Below are 19,180 nucleotides of genomic sequence, written 5' to 3'. Positions count from 1 at the left end.
TAAAACATTATTATCTTGAATCAAAAGAATTTCTGCAAGAATTAACTATAAAAACATATAATGAATCAATTTCAGGAACCAAAGTTTATGATAAATGGCTCGAAACATATATACCAAAAGTTTGGTAATTAACTATAATATTTAATTTAATCAAATTTTAAAATGAGTTTCATCAATCTTCACAGAGTGATGTAGATTTAAAAAAATAAAAGATAAGATTATTATAGAATAATCTTATTTATTGTTTGCTGATTCGAGTATGGATTGAAGAACTTGTTCATTAGGAGTGTCTATTTCAACTATTTTTCCATCTTTAACGAAGTCAAAGGTTACTCCATCTTCGTCTTCTGTAATCCATCCGTTTTGGCCAGCTATTTTTTCTGTTACTGCTCCTTCAGCAGGAACGTATCCGTCTTCCTCAAATGCGGTGTCACGGTAGAATACTTTAACAATAATTGAGTCATCTCCGTTAACGAATTGTCCAGCGGTTTCTTTGGTATCATCCGGGAAACTGGATTCGTTAGCATCCACACCTACCACTCTGAAGGATTCGTTTTCTTTGTATCCGTCAGGTATTGTGTATTGTAACTTTTGGATTTCTAATAAGTTGGTACCAGTATTGAGAGAGAAGAATCCTCCGTCTGAATTACTGCTTTCGGAGCTGCCGAAATTAAAGCTCCATCCTTCATCAGCACTGACAGCACTGATTGAAATACATATTGCGAGTAAGATTGCTCCTACCATTAAAATCTTTTTCATTTTTTCACCTTTTATTTTGAGAATATATCTCATTTAATATTTTTTAATATTATATTTTTTAAAACTTTTCTTATAATCTAATTAAAGTCCAATTAAAACTATAATTGTTATGAATACGTCAGTGAAAAGATGTGATAAATATGGGACAAACAGGTTTTTAGTTTTATAGTATCCATACAATTCGAAAACTGTTCCCAATCCTTGTAAAAGCAGGCACTGTGCTATTGAAGTGAAGTCATAATGCAAAAGTCCGAAGTAAATCATGATGATTACTGAAGATATGGCAAATGATATTTCACGCTTATTGGTGATTTTGTAGAACAGCCTCATGAAGAACATCAAAGGAATGAACTTGATCAGTTCCTCACCCATCAATGCAAAAATCAGGGATATCAAGGTAAAGATTGAGTCTGATGACGCTTCGGCAGTTGCTGTAGGTGAAAGTCCAAAGTACTCCAAAGCGGTTCCCATCAATAGTGCATAGGTCATATAACCTATAAACATCAATGTTGCAAGTATTATTTCATTTTTTGTCGGTTTGCTGAACAGCAATTTGTAATCCCAATTAGAGAAGTACAATAGCGGAATCAGCATTATCAAACAGAATATTATGCTTGAAAGTATCTCATTATCAAATACAGTTACGCCGTATGTTAGGTATGCAATTGGAACTGCCAGCAACAACACTATCCAAGCGGCTTTTGATAATCGGGGATTGTGATTGTAGTATGGAAAATCCCTTGTCTCATCATATTGAAAATATTTTTTAATGTTCATAGTTTTTCACCATGTTGAATATATTAAATAAAAAAAGAGTTGGAATAGAATGTCTATTCCATGAAAATAGCCGGTTTGTAAGGCATAGCGTTTCTAGCCTTGTTTTGTGGGTCGTAGGAATCATCGGTGTGAATGACCACTTCATCTCCACATTCCTGTTTGATATAATCAAGTGCATCGGTCAAGATTTCCTCTTCGTTGATTTTTCCGATGTATCTGGTCTTGGTTATTTCCTTACCGATTTTTTTAGCCACCATTGCAATTTCTTTTTTATCGTCGTGGACGTTGGCTCCGATAGCTCTTCCCATGATTTGACCGATATCAGGTTTTCCAACCTCATCAGCTATTTTGTATAATTCCCATTTCCAGTCAGGAGCAAGGTAAATGTGAACTTTTTCGATTTCGTCTCCAACCATCTGTTTGATGTGAGCGATATCCTTGATGATGTTTTCCACCAATTCCTCTGACTTTTCAATTTCAGCGCTCATTAGGCTTTCATCAGCTTCAGGCCATGCTGCTTCGCTGACAAATCCTTCTCCTCCATATGTGCTCCATAATTCCTCTGAAGTGTGAGGGGTGAACGGTGCAAGGAGCCTGATCCATGCTTCAAGCACGGTTGACAATACATATGTGATTGCAGGGTCCTGTGAGTCAAGCAAATGTTTTACTCTGTACAGGTAGTGGTCCACATCTTTCTTAAGCAAGAACAATGAATCCTGTAAAGCTTGTCTTGTCTGGAAGACTTCCAATGCTTCTGTTGACTTTTTGATGTGCTCGTTGAGTTGGCTCATCATCCATAAGTCGATGGTTCTTGTAAGCTCGACCTCTTCAATGTTGCTCAAGTCAAGTTTGGAACCTTTGACCTCTTCAACCTTAGCTGCAAATTCCCTGAACCATTCTAATCTTCTTTTGGTTCCAAGAACCTCTTTTTCTCTCCAGTCGAAGTCTTGCCATGGTTCTGCGGAAGCCATCAAAAAGAGCCTTACAACATCTGCGGTGTAGTCACGGATTGCATCTTTTAGGAGAATGACGTTTCCTTTTGATGAGGACATCTTGTTTCCTTCCAAAAGACCCATACCGAACACTACGGTTCCTCTTGGCCATTTTTCTTCAGGATAGATTGCACTGTGTGTAAACATAAGGAAGCTCAAGTGGTTACCTACAAGGTCTTTTGCGGACAATCTCCAGTCGAGAGGATACCAGTAGTTGAACTCGTTTTGAATTTCAGCCACCTTGTCGCTAGGAACACTGATGTCTCCGGAATCCTTGTCTAATAATACCTTATCAAAGAATGCTGGGGTCAAGTCCTCAGGGTCCATGTCCCTTAGGTATTTGGCTATTGTGTAGTAGGACATGTAGATTGTGGAGTCAGTCAATGGCTCAATCAGCCATTGGTTGTCCCAAGGCATTCTTGTTCCAAGTCCGACTTTTCTGGAACATGCCCAGTCGTCCAGCCAGTTTATGTAGTATTCGAAGTTGCTCTTGAGCTCTTTAGGAATGATTGTTTCGCCTTCAAGAACTTTCAGGGTCTTTTCGGTCCACTCTTCGTTACCGTATTTCATGAACCATTGGTCGTCCATGATTTTTACAACACAGTTGTTACCGCATCTGCACACAACAGGCCTTTCAGCGAAGTCGTACATGATTGTAGCCATGTTGTCCTCAATCAGTTTTTCTTTTAGCTCTTCACGTGCAAAGCGAACTTTCATTCCTCCAAAGTCTGGAATGGAATCGATTATTTTACCTTTACTGTGTTGTTGCTTGTAAAGCTCGTTAGTGGCCTCATGCAATTTTTCATCGTTTTGATCTGTGATTCCTAATCTTTCGATGATGTCTGCAGCTGGAATCTCTCCATATCCCTTAAGGGTACATACTGGAATAGGATGAACGTTTTCGATGATGCCTTCAAGGTTGTATTTTGCTATCAATTCAGCATTGTTTTTCAAGTCTTGAAGAGCGATGTAGTCTGCCGGTGCGTCAGCAGGTTCTGAAAATACGACACCGCTTCCGTAGGATGCGCTTACGAAACTTGCTGGGAAAACAGGCAATTCATCACCTGTGAATGGGTTGGTTGCCATTTTACCGATTAAATCATTAGGGTCAATTTCCTCAATGATGTCTAAGTCTTTAATTTGATTGGATAAGTTGTAGTGAGCTTCTTTTGTTATTACCCAGTTTTCGCCTTTTGCATTGACGAGAACGTATTCAACATCAGGGTTCAACCAGATGTTGGTTGCTCCAACGATGGTTTCAGGCCTTAATGTTGCTGTTACCAATATCTTGTCTCCGATTGGGAATTTCAGGAGGGTCAGTTCGTTGACTCCGACTCCTTCACCTTCAAGCAGGTCATGGTCTCCAACAGGGTTATCACAGTTAGGACAGTATTTTACAGGGTGTTCTCCTTTTTGGACCAGTCCTTTTTCGTGCAATGTTGTGATTTGCCATTCGATGAACTTCTTGTAGGTAGGGTCGATGGTCCTGAACTCTCTTCTCCAGTCGATGGAGTATCCCATCTCTTCCATCACTTCATGGTATTCGGTTGAGAAGTATTTCACGATGTATTCCGGATCTTCAAGTTTAGGCAATGTTTCCTTTGGAACTCCGTGGACTCTTTCATACAAGTCAAGTGTCCAAGGGTCTTTCCTTTGAATCCTGTCTGCAATTCCGATAACAGGAGCTCCGGTTACGTGCCATGCCATAGGGAAAAGCACGTTGTATCCTTCCATTCTTTTGAACCTTGCATAAACGTCCGGTACGGTGTATGTACGTCCGTGTCCGATGTGCATTGCACCACTAGGGTATGGGAAAGCTACTGTTAGGAACAATTTTTCTCTTTTGTCTGGGTTTGATTCAAATAACTTTGCATCAGCCCATTTTTTCTGCCATTTCTTTTCTATATTTTCGCTCACTAAATCACCATTTAAATTATTGTTTTTTTAGGGCTTTCAGGAACTTTGCTTTTGTGTGCGCTCCTTATAACTTTAGTAATAATCATATCAACATCATCGATTGGAATATCCAACCTTTCAGCAATTTCCTCCTTGTCCATGTCCTTTTCGGAATGGAAATAAAGGATTTGGTCAAGCAAATCATAGCTCATTCCAATCTCCTCCTCATCAGTCTGGTTGTTCCACAGGCCCGCTCTTGGAGGCTTGTCGAGGATTTCTCGAGGAACGTCAAGGTATTCCGCTAACTTGAAAACGTCATGTTTGTACAAATCTCCAATCGGTTCAATGTCGCATGCTCCATCCCCATGCTTTGTAAAGTATCCTATGAGGATTTCGCTTCTGTTACCTGTTCCGCTGACGAGTAGGTTATGTGTATTTGCATAATAGTAAATGATTGTCATTCTGATTCTGGCCTTGAGGTTTCCCACTGCCAGGTCAGTCTCTTCAAGTTGGGTCATTGATAAATACTCATTCAAAATGCTGTCAATAGCTATTTCTTTGTATTCGATTCCTAAATTCTGTGCTACATTTATTCCATGAATATTGTCCTCTGATGGTGTGGTGGATGAGGGCATAACGATTCCAAACACTTTATCCTTGCCCAATGCCTCACATGCCAGGTATGCCACAAGAGTGGAGTCTATTCCTCCGCTTAAACCGACAACAATTCCGTCAGTGTGGGATTCAGACACTTTTGCTTGAATAAAATCTAGTATGTCTTCTTTTGTCTTTTCTAAGTTCAATTCTGGAATGGCACTAATTTTATCACCAACGTGTTAATCATTTATACAGTAAATAATATGTACTTTTTATTTAATATATTATAGTATGTCAGATGTGGAAATTATTTGCGATAAGTCTTTCAGTGATGTTGACAGTGAAATCCTTGACAGGTTTGTGGAATTTCAGCAGGCGATTATAGATAAGGATGAGGCCAAACTTGATGAAATATTGACTGAAAAGTATGAGCTGGTTCACATGTCCGGCAAAAGGCAGACCAAACAGGAGTTCATTTCCGAGATTATGGACGGTACATTGAACTATTACAAGTCTGAAATCATTGATCCGACAATCTTGTGGGATGATAAGGAAAGGGCCACATTGGTTGCTGACGTTGCATTAACTGCCAAGGTTTATGGAATTAACGGCAAATGGACATTGGACACTACTGTTGATTTTGAGAAGGTGGATGGCAAGTGGTATTTCACTAAATGGGATAACTAATTCTTTTTTTTATTGGGCTATTTGTTATCTATCTATAATCAAGTAATTTTGTATAGTATAAAAAATTAAAATTACATTCAGAACTAAGTAGATCATGGAAAATCATAAGGTTGCCATTTTGGACAAGTAATAAATTAATGTGATGTCCTTACCAATAATAAATTTGATTTTGTCCTTATAAATCAACCGTCGGGAATGTATAAGGTTTCCTAAAAACTAATTAAAATACGATTATATAACATTAATTTTCATATTCGTTTATTCCGGTGAGTTTTTCAATATCGGAATAACTCCAATATTTATTTTCCCAATGGAAGTAGGTATCCTTTCTTTTCTTGAAAATTCTAAAGGGTTCATTAGTATTGTCATAAATATGAACTATGTCACAGATTTCCACCAATTCTGGAATCAATTTGAGTGCTTTGTAGTATCTTGATTTAATTTTATCTTCCGGGACGGTGTGGCCTCCCATTGATTCTCTAATGTCAATTCGGGTTTTATTAATTTCTGGATTGGATGTGAGAACATAAATGCATCTTAAAAAATATCCTTTTTCTTTGGCTTTTTTGAGTAATTTGAGATTTCTATCTGTAGAAAGCACGGTTTCAAATGTGAAATCATAAGATTTTTCAAGCGTTGATTCTCTAAGTTCTTCCGCTTTTATGGCGGCTTCCAAATCACTGCATGAATTTGATTTTTTGATATCGTCAGCATTAATGTAAACACCAATAGTTTTAGCCATTCGAGTTATTGTGGTTTTTCCACTACCATTTGGTCCAGCAAAAACAATGATTTCAGGTAGTCTATTTTTCATTTGGATAAACTCTCCTTCCATCAGGATACTCAATGTAGGGCTTATCGAGTTCATCATCATAACCAGCAATAGGAAGTCCTTTGATTTTACAGATGTCCTGATCTATTTTAATGGATGCTTTAAATCTTTCAGTAAGTTCTTCATCAGAAATTCCACATGTTGAATCCAATTCATTTCCTTCAGTCAAAAGAAACCCTCCTCATTTTACTAATTATAATATTAATATCGATTTCATTAATAATAAATATTTTTGAAGTGTGACTCTGTGAAAAAGACACACAGGGAGATATGTGAAGATTTAGTTGAAATAACAGAAAGGGTCATTACCAAAGACCTGTCCCAGATAAAAGAACTTTCATCCCTAATCAATCAAATGCAAAAAGAATATTAAGATATTTTGCCCTCCAACAGCTGGTGAGTTAACACATGCAAATCTTGCGAATTATTTAAAAACATCAACTGCAAATGTCAATAAAATATTGGGTCTGCTTGAAAAGACTCATCTGATTTTCCATTGCGAACCATATGGGGGTTCAGCCAAAAGGGTTAAAAAATCATGGAAATATTATTTTGCAACACCTGGCATCAGACATGCACTGTCAAGAAAAGTTGGAAACCCATTAATTGGAAGCGATGATTATGAAGGACTTCTATTAGAAAATCTGATTGCATCAAATCTCTTTAATCTGTCCAACAGGCAGTTTAGCAATTTCACTATATACTATGATGCAAACAAAAAAACTAATGTCGATTTTTTAATCCAGGAGGAATCCGAAAATATCATTCCAATTGAAGTGGGTCGTGGAAAGAAAAAGAAATATCAAATTGAAGATGCCATTAACAGGTATGATTGTGATTATGGCATAGTTGTTGCAAATAATACAAAGACTATTGAAAGAAAGGAGAATGTAATCTACATGCCTCCAAAGACATTTTCATTTTTATGAAAACACAGGGATGTATAAAAATAGTGCATGGTCCGCACATGTGATAAAATTTGATTTTTTGTTTTCATCAAGTTCTGATCTTTCATAAAACATAAAGAACATAAAAAATTTTCATGTTTCTCATTTTTTCAGCATAAGTCTAGTTAAAAATATTTTATCATTAATTACTTTTTTCACGATAAAAGCAATTTTTAGTTGAGTATGAAGGAAATAAAAATTATTTATACTATTAAAATCAAATATGTGGGTAATCAAACTCTTGATCCAATAGGGGGTGGTATTATTTCGAACAAGATAATATTGCCTACGAGGGAATTTGGAACATCTGTTCTAATGAACTCTCCTCTTGGCAAAACTATTTATTCAAAGGGAGGAATCCTTATGGGTATCCAAAGAAAACTTTGGGTCGCAATGCTCATATACACCATCATGACGTGGTGTCTTGCATTTGTCATCATATGGATTACTTATAATTAATCCGATGTCATAAATTGATTTCTCCTTTAAATTGCAGGAATCTTCAATATTGTAATGATTGTTTATCGATAGCCTTAACCAGCTATGTTTGGGTTTGTTTATTTACAATGAACACTTCCTGCAATTTATAAAATTAAAAAACAATAAACTTTATATATAATCTATTTCATAATATTCATTAGAGTTTAAATCCATGTTTGGATACATAAATTCTAAACTTTGAATGAATAGTTTTAGTTCAGTGTCTACTTGTTCGAGCATGTTTATCATGTTGTAGGCATTGATTTTAACTAATTTTACTTATTTTAATGCACTAAACTTTATATGACTTTTTTTTTTAATTAGTTTTAGATGAGGATGTCTTGTTATAATATGTGCCAATAATAATTGGAAATACATGATGTTGCCTAAAATAACCATTCGGAAATTCATAAGGTTACCTGAAATAACTACTTGGAAACTCATTTACTTACTACTTTTTAAACAGATCATTAAAGCTTGATAAGCGAGTATAATCATATTCTAATGCTTAAAAATTCACTATCGATAAAATAAATTAATCAAGGCATGATTCATAGAAAATGCGAGAGTATTCTTTGAATTTGGTGTTTGCAATAATGTGGTGATAAGTAAATTTATATACTATAAAACATTAAATTTTTAGTAACTAAAAGTAGGTAGTCTGATTTTCCTATACTAACCGTTTTTCCGTTGGACAATTTGTAAAATAAACTATTTTTTTCATCAATTATAAATCTTTTTCATGTTCGTGCATGATGAAACAAATTGAATTTCATATACTAACCTAAAAAAACTAACACCACTTAAAATCATATAGTAACCCTAAATAACTAATTATTAAAAAATTTAGCTGATTATGGAAAGGTTATGCATATGAATCTATTCTTTTTTGCATTATTTTTATTGTTTCCAATTTATCAAAAGTTTATTATGTAGTTTATATAAATAATATAATAAATTATATAATAAAATTATTTGGAAATGATAATTATGGGAATTACATCTTTCATTAAAACTAGATTATTGAATAATCGTGTAGAGCAGTATAACACCAAGCGCAGCTATTGGGGTGAGGATGAAAGGCAACCTCGTACTGATGGGATCAATACTGGCCTTGATCTTGTAGATGCACTGCCACCAGTAATCAATAAGACAATAGCTAATGCCAGATATGCTGTTAAACTTGATGGTTATACTTCAGGTGTTTTGAAAAATAGAATTGATAAAGCTAATGTTAATATTGTTCTTGTGGATAAGGAAAACAAACTATCTGCAGAACAGAAATTTACTTTAATCTTATGGGCAAGGAAAATTGACATCTCACAAGTTGCTAAAAATATTCTGCAAGGGGGAATGGTTGATGGAGAAGGATTAATCAAACCAGTACAACGCTGGGATAAAAGCATTGGCAAATATATCAAACCAATCTTTTTGGAAATTGGTGCTAACGGTTACGGCCTTAAAAAAGAATTCAATGATGATAATGAAGTGCAGCTATTCCTTCATGAGATGCCTAAAGATATTGTAAACGGATCACCGGAAGAATTCAACAATTATGTTAGTGTGGAAGAAGGAACATTAACGGTAAAGTATGAACCTGATGAAGTCATTAACTTCATGTACAATGAAATCTACTGTGAAGCTCAAAGCATTATCCTAAATTGCCTTGATGATATATACCACAAGTGCAATCTTGAACGTAACCAAGTAGAGAGAATTAATAAAGACAATATCATTGAAGTAAAACCATCACTTGATTCAAACGGCCAACCTATTGTTACGGAACTTTCATCTACTGCAAAAGAAAATCTTTATGCAGATTACGGAACAACTGCTGATTCAAACGTGGCTATTGTACCTCCAGGAATTGAAAGTAAAATACTTGGTGGTAACAACTACCAATCTGATTATACCAGACAAACAGAAATCTTCAGGAACAATATCTTAAGAACTTTTGTAACACCGCAGTCACAGGCAGGTAATGAAAAATCAAATCAGAATGTTGCTGAATACATTAACGATTCAGCCATTACAGGTTTTATTGTTAATGTAGCCAATGACCAGAAATGGGTGTTAAAGTATTGCAATCAATTATTGAATATGCAGTTGGAGTTAATGGGCATCAGTGAAACTTTAGACGTTTATTTCAGCTATTCAAGAGATGATGTTTTAAGATATATTATGGAACTGTCTTCTGAAGGTGATGAGATTTATAAAAACTATCTCAGTAACTTTGAAGAAGAACAGCCAGTCGGTGAAAGGATTGTAAGTGAGAGTGGGGTTGAAGTATAATAAAAGTTTATATAAAATAAGTAATAAACTATATAATAAATAATATAATAAAAAGTGATAATGATGAGACATGAACTTTTTGAAGTCGGATCCTATGACTACTCCGACCTGGACGTGAGACTCGACAAACCTGTAATATGGAGCGAAGATGATCTAAAGCTAATGGCTGAAAACTACCGTGGCGGAATTCCTTTAACTTCAGAACATGACAATATCTACGTAGGTATCGGAAACAATATTGAATATGAGGAAGGAAAGCTATTCATTGAAGTTCCCGATGAACTGGACATGAAAGGAAAAGGACTGTCACCAAAAGTTGATGTCTTACTGAAAGATAACGGAGATTCATTTGGAATTGATACTATGAGCTTAATAGATGTTGGCGTAACTAAAAACCCTAGAAAGATAACTTTACTGAATTCTGAAATAGCTGGTGAAACCGGAAATCCTAATCCTGAACCATCACAGCCTCAACCGCAACCTCAGCCACCTAGTAAAGATGCTAATGTGGCTACAACTTTACTGTTGGAGAAACTGCAGGGCAAGGATGCTGAAATTGGAAAGCTTCAGGATGAAATAAACAGCTTAAAAGAGGAATCCAAAAAATATGATGATATTAAAAAAGCTATTGAAGAAAATAAGGAATTCATAGATTCTAAAGATGATATACTAAAAGAATTATCTGAACTTAGAAAAGCTGAAAATGAAAGGAAAATAAAAGAGTACGAAGCTAAATATAACTTTAACTATAATGAGAATGCTCAGGATAAGGAGATAATAGATAAGCTATTATCCGGTGATGTTGATATGGAACTTATGGAAAAACTGGCTGAGAGAAGAATTAAAATTGAAGCTACAAGTGACGGTTCAACTCCCGGAGGAAGGAATCCTGAAAACTCCGGTGAAGCAGGTGAAACCGGGTCAACTGGTGGAGGTGAAGATGAGAATGCACCTTCATTTACCACTCGTGAGGAATATAATAAGATTCTAAAGGATATGGGATTCAACCGAACCAGAATCTAGCTATGAAGGTGTTTTTTAGTTGCTTTTAACACTGGAGCTACGAATTCATATACTCGCTCGTTATTTATTAGAACAGGGGGAAGTGTACATCTCTTCTCACTTCTCCTTAAAAATTCTAATCATGTTTACAAAACTTAACCCCGAACCGACCGATAAATGGTCGGTTCTTAAATCTGATAAACTTAATAATTCCTTCATATACCTATTGCGACTCATTTCATTCGTCGCAACAGTCCCTCAGAGATGGACAGCTTATTTTTAATACACTCCCTATATACGGAACCGACCGGTGAGGGTCGCTTCCTCACTATAGTATATGCTCACCAATTCTTTACACCAGGCCTCCACACACGCCTCCCTTACGGTCGGCGTGGTTCCGGCCTGGCGAATTGGCTCGCTTAAAACATGGTGGTGGCTGTTTCTTGATAATCAATTTTTCATAAAATCGTTCATTAAATCCTGTTAATGCTAAAACATCAGCATATATTAATACATTGAAAAAATAAAATTAATAGTTGGAGGTGTGAATTTTAAAATGTTTTGCAAATGGTTTTATCATGGATATTGTGTGATATTTGGCTGTCCGTGTGACATGATGGGAATGTGCGGAATCAAGGAATGAACCAAAAGATATCATTTAATGGGTATATGATTCCATCACCTAAATATTTATTAATATATTACTACTAAAATATTATTTAGTAAAGTGTAGATAATAATTTTTAAATAATTATTTAATAGAATGCTTTACAATTCAAACTCCTTTTTTCACTATATTGGTAATATATACTGAAAAAATATGATGGAGTTTGCACATTAAAAGAAAGGTGGGATGATTATTTTGAAAATGAATAAAATATTATTCATATTTTCAATAATGATGGTTCTGATTTTTGGCATGAGTCTAATTTCTGCCTCAACAAATGATAATTTAACAATGGCTGGTGCCGAGAACGACTTAGTTATTGAAGATATCGATACCGAATCCTATTCTTCTTTAAATGTTTTAGGTGTTCAATCACAGGACGAAATTGAATCCTCACAGGACAGCTACATTATCAATCAGAGAAACTATAAAATGTACTTTGATAACGAAGGTGTTCTGAAGGATGAATACGGCGGTAAAATACTAACCTTTAACGGCGAATTCACCGATAAAGGAGTATTGACAATCAATTCAGACAATACAAAAATAACAGGTAGAAATACTTTGTTCAATAATACTGTCTTCAACATCAAAGCCGACGGCGTGATGCTTACAAATTTAAAGTTCGTCTTAAATGAAAGCTTTAAAAATAATGCTAATGCCGGAATCTATGTTACAGGAGACAACGTGACAGTATATAATATTGACATGACCTATGACACTCCAAGCGATGTTGATGCAATCGGCGTGTATTCGTATGACAATAACTGTTTTAAGTTGATAAACTCTTCTTTTAACTATATTGGACATGCATTCCATAACGGACGCAATTATCCTGTTTTATTATATTATAGTGATAATGCATATATTTGTGGCAATAACATAAATTCTACAGTGCCATTACGTGAAATTGACCATGGCAGTTTTTATGGAGATAAGATAGCTTCATTTGCAGCAGGATATAGTCAAAACCTTCAATTCACAAGCAACAATGTTTATGCTGACATTAATTTCGGGGAATACCAAAACGGAGTCAAATACCCAACATTATCCTCTGTATATATCTATGCATGCGATAATGCAACAGTAAATAAAAACAATATTAAAGTAGAGGACTCGTATACTCGAAAAAACACTGCAAACTATCTTTATGCCTTGGATGTTTATCGTTTAAATGATATGACTGTTGTTGAAAATAATATTGATGTATTTACATATGGTGGATACGGTCGTGATGGTACCGCTTATCCCATACAGATTACTGGACCTGTAAATAATATGAAGGTGGCATATAATTATCTGCATAGTGTAAGTAATGGTCCAAATATTGGAATATATTCACAAAACTTTAATGGTGCTACACAAATTGATATCATAAGCAATTTCATTAACATTACGGGAAAAGCAAGCACTGACATATGGTCTTTAGTTGCAGGTATTGAAGTACAGGACTCTGATGACAGAATACTTAACAATACTATTATTGTAGATACTGTTGGGGGCTATAAAGCAGGTGACCGCATATATGGTATTAGCTATTCACAGGGAACCAATGGAAACCATAAGTATGATATCAGGTACAATAATGTTAAGGTTCCAGGTCCGATTGCTATAAGCTTGAATCAGGGAACTGCTTCCACTACAAGCGATACCAATGTTATGTATAATATATTGGTTACTGGTGTTGGTGAAGGTGGAGACCGTGCAGTAAGCATTGGTGGAAACGGACAAAACAATGTAATACGCTATAATACCAATGGAGCAGATACCATACGTCATATGACTGAACGTGACATTCCATCATGGCTTAAAAACTACTATAATGGTGGCAACGGAAAAGGAAATGGTTTGGACATATCTTGGCTAAACACTGGAGATAATACTGGTAATGGATTAGGTAACGGTGAAGGGAGTGGAAACACTATAAACGGCAAAGGCCAAGGAAACGGATTGACAATTAAAAGCAAAGTCAATGGAAACAATAGGAATCCATCTACTTCAGATGCAGCTCGTGGCGATAGCAATTCAACAAGATATACTTATGGCGAATCAGGAATAAATATTGCAAGTGCATCTTCATCAGCAGGATCAGGGTCAAGTTCATCCTCCAGTCCAAGTGAATCCAAAGCTTATGAAATAACAAAACAAATACAGGAACTTGACGAAATAAACTATATCCAAACAATAATAGGAATAATCCTAGTTCTAATATTATTAATCATTGGATATAAAGAAAAAGAACACACTAAAGAAGAATACTAAAACCATCACTATTAAACTTTTTTTTAAAAATTTTTTAGTAACATATTTAAAACACAATTTACAAAAATTAATAATGATAAAGTGAATTTTAAAAAGTTACAGTTAGTTTTTAGTTAATAAATATTTATCAATAACTAACTTAATTTTAATTAATGATTCATTTATCAAAAAATATCTGAAAAAAAAAGAATCTTTTCATTGCCTTTTACAGTATATATTACTAATACACTGCAAAAAAGTTGGTATGAATGTGGATTCATGTTTTGGAGGGTATATTGTACCAAATTGAAATAATTTCATATTTGGTCGTTAAAATAAAAGGTTTAAATTTATTAAAGAGGTGAATAATAAAATGAAAGTAAAGGTTACTTTATTCTTAACAGTATTATTGATCTTTATTTGTTGTATCGGTGCTGCAAGTGCTGCTGAAGACGTCACTGATGATGCAATTTCTAGTGAGGGTGATGCAACAGTAGTTGAGCAAGCAGATAGTTTTGATGATGCAACATTAGACGAAAGTACTGATGAAAATGAAGTATTAAGTACTTCAAGTACTCAAACAGCATCCTCATGGTCAGAGTTACAATCTTATTGTAATGCAACAGGAACTGATTATACAATAAATCTTAATGGTGGAATTAGCATTGGATCTGGAGATATTCAATTTGGAAACAATGCAGTAATTAATGGTAATGCAAATAGTTATATTACAGGAGATGCATCTGGAAGAATTCCATTTACAAGTACTTCTAACAGTGCATTACAAATAACATTCCAAAATGTTAACTTTAGAAACATTCAATGTCAAATGCTTATTCAATTACAAACTACTGGAACTAGTATTTTAAATAACTGTACATTTACAAACATTACTGCAGGAACAGGACATGATTCTGTAGTATACAATAATTTAGGAACAATGAATATAACTGATTGTACTTTCTCAGATTGTACTTCTGGTTATGGAGTAGTAAGTAATTACATGTCTGGGTCTACAACTGGTGTAACTTTAAATGTTAGAGGTTCTACATTTGAAAACAATTATGCATCTACTGAACCTGGTTGTATTAATAATTGTGGTCAATTGTATGTATGGGCTTCAACTTTCAACAACAACCGTGCGGCATGGTGGGCAGGTGCAATCCATACTCACACTAATGCAAAAAGTGTTATTAGAACTTCCTCATTCAATGGAAATGTTGCAGGATGGAATGGGGGAGCATTATATACTTACTCAACTTTAGAAGTATATGACTCAAACTTTACAAACAATAATTGTACTACCAATAATGGGGGTGGAGCTATTGGTGCATCCAACTACTTCTTTGCATCAAATGCATACAGTGTAACTGTTAATAATTGTAGGTTTGTAGATAATAATAACCTCCACTTCAGGTAATGGTGGTGCTATTGCTGCAATGAATGGTGGAACATTAAATGTAAATGGATCCACTTTTATTCATAATTACGCAGCTAATGGTCAAGCAATCTGTGGATTCAATACTAAAGAATATGCAAATATTAGTGAAGGTAAATCCCATTTAATAATTACCCATAACACATTTATTAATCATACTGGTTCAAGTACTACTGTAAAAATATCTGGAAACCAATATACTTTTGATTATAATACATTTATAAACAGTCCTCAAACCGTTTACTCAGGAACAGGCAATGTTTACAATGCTGTAAGTTCAACTAATTCTAAAGTTAAAAAAGAACTTTTAGGTGCTTCTTTTAACGAAATTTTATCAGACAGTCCAGAATCTGATGATGAATTTTTAGATATCATTTTAAATAACCTTGATGACTCTGATGTAACTATATATCTGAAAAGTGGAACCTGGTCATTACCAAGCAGAGCAATGACTATGTCTTCAGAAACTAATGTCTATATTATTGGAGAAGACCGTGATAGTACTATTTTCACAACATATGGAATTTATAATGACGGTAATGCAGAAAATTGGGGAGGAACTATAACTTGGGAGAATCTTACATTTAATAATGGTGAAATGGCCCTTAATGGTATAAATTATAAATTTATTAATTGTAAATTTATTAATTACACTCTTGAATTAAATGCAAAAGAATCTTCTGGGGCTTCTGGTGCTTATGAATTGTTTGATTACTCATTTACTAACTGTAATTTTGTAGATTATATTCAAAATATTATAACTGGTCATAATTATACAAATATTATTATTTCAAATTGTGTATTTGATAATATAAATTCTGATGCAATTATTTCAACAACTTGTACTGGATCAGGAACTAGGCTTGATGTTGATAATCATTTTGCTCCATACACTGACAAATCTTCAGTAACTATAAAAGATTCAACTTTTAATAATGTAATCGTTAAAGGTATTGTTAAAGCTACTGTGGATGCAGCCGATAATGTAATTACTGATAATACATATGGTTTTGATACCAAAAAAACATTAGTTGATGGGGAATATACTTATATTGATGTGCCAGTCACTGCTACTACTTTAACTGTAAAAGTCGGTGATATTAAAGAAGGTGAACCCTTCACAATAATCGTAGAATTATCTGATAATATAACTTCAGATGTTAAAGTATCAGTTGGAGAAAATAACTACACTGTAAGTGTAGTTAACGGTACTGGTTCTTTAAAGGTATCCGATAAATTAGCACCAAACACTTATAATGTTACTGCAAACTTTGAAGGAATATCAAATTATGCTGCAAGTACTGCAAACACTACTTTTAAAGTTGAAAAAGTCTCTAACCCTTCAACTGGTAAAGATAAGCAAACTGCTCCTAAAGTAACTAAAAAAGCTACTAAAATCACTGCTAAAAAAGCTACTTTTAAAGCTAAAAAGAAAACCAAAAAATACAGTATTGTTTTAAAAGCAGGCAAAGCTGCAGTTAAAAAAGTAAAAGTTACTATTAAAATTGGTAAAAAAACCTACAAAGCAACTACTAACAGCAAAGGTAAAGCAACCTTTAAAATTACCAAATTAACTAAAAAAGGTAAATACACTGCTGTTATTAAATTTGCAGGAAATAAAAACTTCAAAGCAACCAGTAAAAAAGTAAAAATAACCGTTAAAAAATAAGTAGAGAATTTGTACTCTACTTTTTATTTTATTTTTTTCATTCTTATCTTTATCATTAAAAAAGTTCTAGGAGGCGAATAATTGAAAAAAAGAATATTATTAATATTGTTAGTATTTCTATTAGCCATTGGTTTTGTTAGTGCATCAGAAAATACAACAGATCTTAAAGATATATCTTATGAGGACTCACAATATATTTCAAGTAGTGATGATATCACAGTAGATGTTAAAAAAGTTTATGTGAACTCCAGTAAGGAAAATGATGGTGATGGTAGTAGTTGGGAAAATGCCACAAAAAAAGTTAATATTCAAGATGGAGATGTTTTTTATTTAGCAGAAGGTGAATATGGTGGATTTGATGTTACAAAAAACTACACTATAATTGGATACAATGAAAACACATTCATTACATCACTTTGGTCTTATACAAGTAGTTACCGTAATTTTAATGTTGGTATAACTTATATTAATGTAACTTTTAAAGTTCCGCCAACAAAAACATCACATTACATGACTGGAAATGACAATGATGGCTGGAATGATGTTTACATTTATCACAGTGTTTCACTTGATGGTAGGGACTTTAATTTTATTAACTGTACTTTTTTAGACACATCTTTTGTTTCAGGTCAAAATCAATATCAAAATCCAAATAAAGATGGACTTACTGATATTTGTTCTGCAAACTTTGAAAACTGTAAATTTTTAAACTATTCATATAATCCAGATCTTGAAGAGTATGATGTTAAAACATCCTGGAATTCCGTAATACATACTATTAAATATGAATCTAAAAATCTAATAACCTCGTATGAGTTTACTAAATATTCATTTAATAATTGTATTTTTGATAATATTACGGAAGAGGTTATTGTGGATTCATATGGTGGCCAGTCTGATAATTATGGTCGATATGATGGAGTTTATATTTATAATTCCATTTTCAAAAACTGTAATATAACTGGTATTGTTAAGGCTCGCCAGTTAAGCTATTGTGAGATTGTTGACTGCATTTATGATTTTGATGCTTCTGAAACTGCTGATTTAATCTCTCCTTTTTATGTGAATAAAACTAAAAAAATTGGATTAAATGAAACCCAATTAACCGTAACATCCAAGGACAATAGTGTGATTATTACTTTAACTGATGTTAATGTCAGTAAACCTATTGTTGGTGTTGAAGTAGGTATTTTCAACAACGGCAAAGTAGTTGATTATTTGGATACTGACACTAACGGGCAAATAATTTTAAAGGATTTAGATGGTACTTATAATTTTGAGTTTTCATATCCTGGTGATCCTTACGCTTATCTTCCAACTTCCGTGAACAAGACTTTCACATTCACTAAAAACCAAAACACAACCCCCTCTAAAACCGTTCCGGCAACCAATAAAATAGTCAAGAAATCCGCTAAAATCACTGCTAAAAAGAAAACTTTTAAAGCTAAAAAGAAAACCAAAAAATACACAATAGTTTTAAAAGCAGGTAAAAAAGCAGTTAAAAAAGTAAAAGTTACTTTAAAAGTTGGCAAAAAAACCTACAAGGCAACCACTAATAGCAAAGGTAAAGCAACATTTAACCTTAAAAAACTGACCAAAAAAGGTAAATACACAGCAGTAATTAAATTTGCAGGAAACAAAAACTACAAAGCAACCAGTAAAAAAGTAAAAATTACAGTTAAAAAATAAGTAGAGAATTTTTTCATACTCTACTTTTTATTTTATTTTTTCATTCTTATCTCAAATCATTAATAAAAAGTTAGGGGGTGAATAATTGAAAAAAAGAATGTTATTAATATTATTTAGGGGCCTGAATTTTTTAGTTCTCAGATAATTGTTGTATGGCCGTTTTTGAGTAGTATCCTTGTGATATGATTAGGGCTCCTAAAAATACATTTAGATAT

At 33.9% G+C, this 19,180-nt stretch carries 15 protein-coding genes; 9 read left to right on the top strand and 6 right to left on the bottom strand.

Annotation, left to right across the window (positions count from 1 at the left end):
* Positions 1-234: 234 nt before the first annotated feature.
* The 4 genes from ILA26_RS01010 to ILA26_RS00995 form a co-directional block, all read right to left on the bottom strand.
* Complete coding sequence (locus tag ILA26_RS01010) at positions 235-759, bottom strand: hypothetical protein (RefSeq protein ID WP_292893061.1); 525 nt, start codon at positions 757-759, stop codon at positions 235-237.
* A gap of 81 nt (positions 760-840) precedes the next feature.
* Positions 841-1,536 carry a CPBP family glutamic-type intramembrane protease gene (locus ILA26_RS01005; protein WP_292893059.1) on the bottom strand — a complete coding sequence of 232 codons (696 nt, stop codon included), beginning with the start codon at positions 1,534-1,536 and terminating at the stop codon, positions 841-843.
* A gap of 53 nt (positions 1,537-1,589) precedes the next feature.
* Positions 1,590-4,445 carry a leucine--tRNA ligase gene (leuS, locus tag ILA26_RS01000; protein ID WP_292893057.1) on the bottom strand — a complete coding sequence of 952 codons (2,856 nt, stop codon included), beginning with the start codon at positions 4,443-4,445 and terminating at the stop codon, positions 1,590-1,592.
* Between the two features lie 11 nt (positions 4,446-4,456).
* Positions 4,457-5,245: an NAD+ synthase gene (locus tag ILA26_RS00995; protein ID WP_366514868.1), complete on the bottom strand. Its 789-nt coding sequence runs from the start codon at positions 5,243-5,245 to the stop codon at positions 4,457-4,459.
* A gap of 67 nt (positions 5,246-5,312) precedes the next feature.
* On the opposite strand from ILA26_RS00995, the gene ILA26_RS00990 reads away from it, so the two are divergent.
* Entirely contained in the window at positions 5,313-5,708 is a 396-nt protein-coding gene (locus ILA26_RS00990; RefSeq protein ID WP_292893053.1) for a nuclear transport factor 2 family protein, read from the top strand.
* A 241-nt stretch (positions 5,709-5,949) separates the two neighbouring features.
* Here ILA26_RS00990 and ILA26_RS00985 read toward each other — a convergent pair whose 3' ends face one another.
* Entirely contained in the window at positions 5,950-6,522 is a 573-nt protein-coding gene (locus ILA26_RS00985) for a zeta toxin family protein (RefSeq protein WP_292893051.1), read from the bottom strand.
* Positions 6,512-6,691: a hypothetical protein gene (locus ILA26_RS00980; protein ID WP_292893049.1), complete on the bottom strand. Its 180-nt coding sequence runs from the start codon at positions 6,689-6,691 to the stop codon at positions 6,512-6,514. Before ILA26_RS00980 ends, ILA26_RS00985 begins: the two co-directional genes overlap by 11 nt.
* 81 nt (positions 6,692-6,772) lie before the next feature.
* On the opposite strand from ILA26_RS00980, the gene ILA26_RS00975 reads away from it, so the two are divergent.
* The 8 genes from ILA26_RS00975 (at position 6,773) to ILA26_RS00940 (ending at position 18,965) form a co-directional block, all read left to right on the top strand.
* A complete protein-coding gene (locus tag ILA26_RS00975; protein ID WP_292893047.1) occupies positions 6,773-6,913 on the top strand; it encodes a hypothetical protein in 141 nt (46 codons plus the stop codon).
* Positions 6,891-7,469, top strand: coding sequence for a DUF4143 domain-containing protein (locus ILA26_RS00970; RefSeq protein ID WP_366514867.1), 579 nt, complete (start codon positions 6,891-6,893; stop codon positions 7,467-7,469). The genes ILA26_RS00975 and ILA26_RS00970 overlap by 23 nt, the downstream gene beginning before the upstream one ends.
* Before the next feature lie 1,488 nt (positions 7,470-8,957).
* A complete protein-coding gene (locus ILA26_RS00965) occupies positions 8,958-10,259 on the top strand; it encodes a hypothetical protein (protein WP_292893045.1) in 1,302 nt (433 codons plus the stop codon).
* 63 nt (positions 10,260-10,322) lie between these two features.
* Positions 10,323-11,282 (top strand): hypothetical protein, encoded by a 960-nt coding sequence (locus tag ILA26_RS00960; protein WP_292893043.1) that lies wholly within the window; start codon positions 10,323-10,325, stop codon positions 11,280-11,282.
* An 841-nt stretch (positions 11,283-12,123) separates the two neighbouring features.
* The gene (locus tag ILA26_RS00955) at positions 12,124-14,190 is read left to right on the top strand and encodes a hypothetical protein (protein ID WP_292893041.1); all 2,067 of its coding nucleotides are present in this window, start codon (positions 12,124-12,126) and stop codon (positions 14,188-14,190) included.
* Between the two features lie 352 nt (positions 14,191-14,542).
* Entirely contained in the window at positions 14,543-15,589 is a 1,047-nt protein-coding gene (locus ILA26_RS00950) for a hypothetical protein (protein ID WP_292893039.1), read from the top strand.
* Between the two features lie 19 nt (positions 15,590-15,608).
* Entirely contained in the window at positions 15,609-17,276 is a 1,668-nt protein-coding gene (locus ILA26_RS00945) for a hypothetical protein (protein ID WP_292893037.1), read from the top strand.
* Between the two features lie 81 nt (positions 17,277-17,357).
* Positions 17,358-18,965 carry a hypothetical protein gene (locus tag ILA26_RS00940; RefSeq protein ID WP_292893035.1) on the top strand — a complete coding sequence of 536 codons (1,608 nt, stop codon included), beginning with the start codon at positions 17,358-17,360 and terminating at the stop codon, positions 18,963-18,965.
* Positions 18,966-19,180: the final 215 nt, after the last annotated feature.

The sequence above is a fragment of the Methanobrevibacter sp. genome (assembly GCF_017940815.1).
GTDB lineage: Archaea > Methanobacteriota > Methanobacteria > Methanobacteriales > Methanobacteriaceae > Methanocatella.
This window is presented reverse-complemented; position numbering and strand designations above follow the sequence as displayed.

Excerpts from the sequence above, each read along its gene's own strand:
- ILA26_RS00985 (WP_292893051.1), bottom strand. The coding sequence starts at position 6,522 with ATGAAAAATAGACTACCTGAAATCATTGTTTTTGCTGGACCAAATGGT.
- ILA26_RS00945 (WP_292893037.1), top strand. The coding sequence starts at position 15,609 with ATGAATGGTGGAACATTAAATGTAAATGGATCCACTTTTATTCATAAT.
- ILA26_RS00990 (WP_292893053.1), top strand. The coding sequence starts at position 5,313 with ATGTCAGATGTGGAAATTATTTGCGATAAGTCTTTCAGTGATGTTGAC.
- ILA26_RS01005 (WP_292893059.1), bottom strand. The coding sequence starts at position 1,536 with ATGAACATTAAAAAATATTTTCAATATGATGAGACAAGGGATTTTCCA.
- ILA26_RS00950 (WP_292893039.1), top strand. The coding sequence starts at position 14,543 with ATGAAAGTAAAGGTTACTTTATTCTTAACAGTATTATTGATCTTTATT.
- ILA26_RS00960 (WP_292893043.1), top strand. The coding sequence starts at position 10,323 with ATGAGACATGAACTTTTTGAAGTCGGATCCTATGACTACTCCGACCTG.
- ILA26_RS00965 (WP_292893045.1), top strand. The coding sequence starts at position 8,958 with ATGGGAATTACATCTTTCATTAAAACTAGATTATTGAATAATCGTGTA.
- ILA26_RS01010 (WP_292893061.1), bottom strand. The coding sequence starts at position 759 with ATGAAAAAGATTTTAATGGTAGGAGCAATCTTACTCGCAATATGTATT.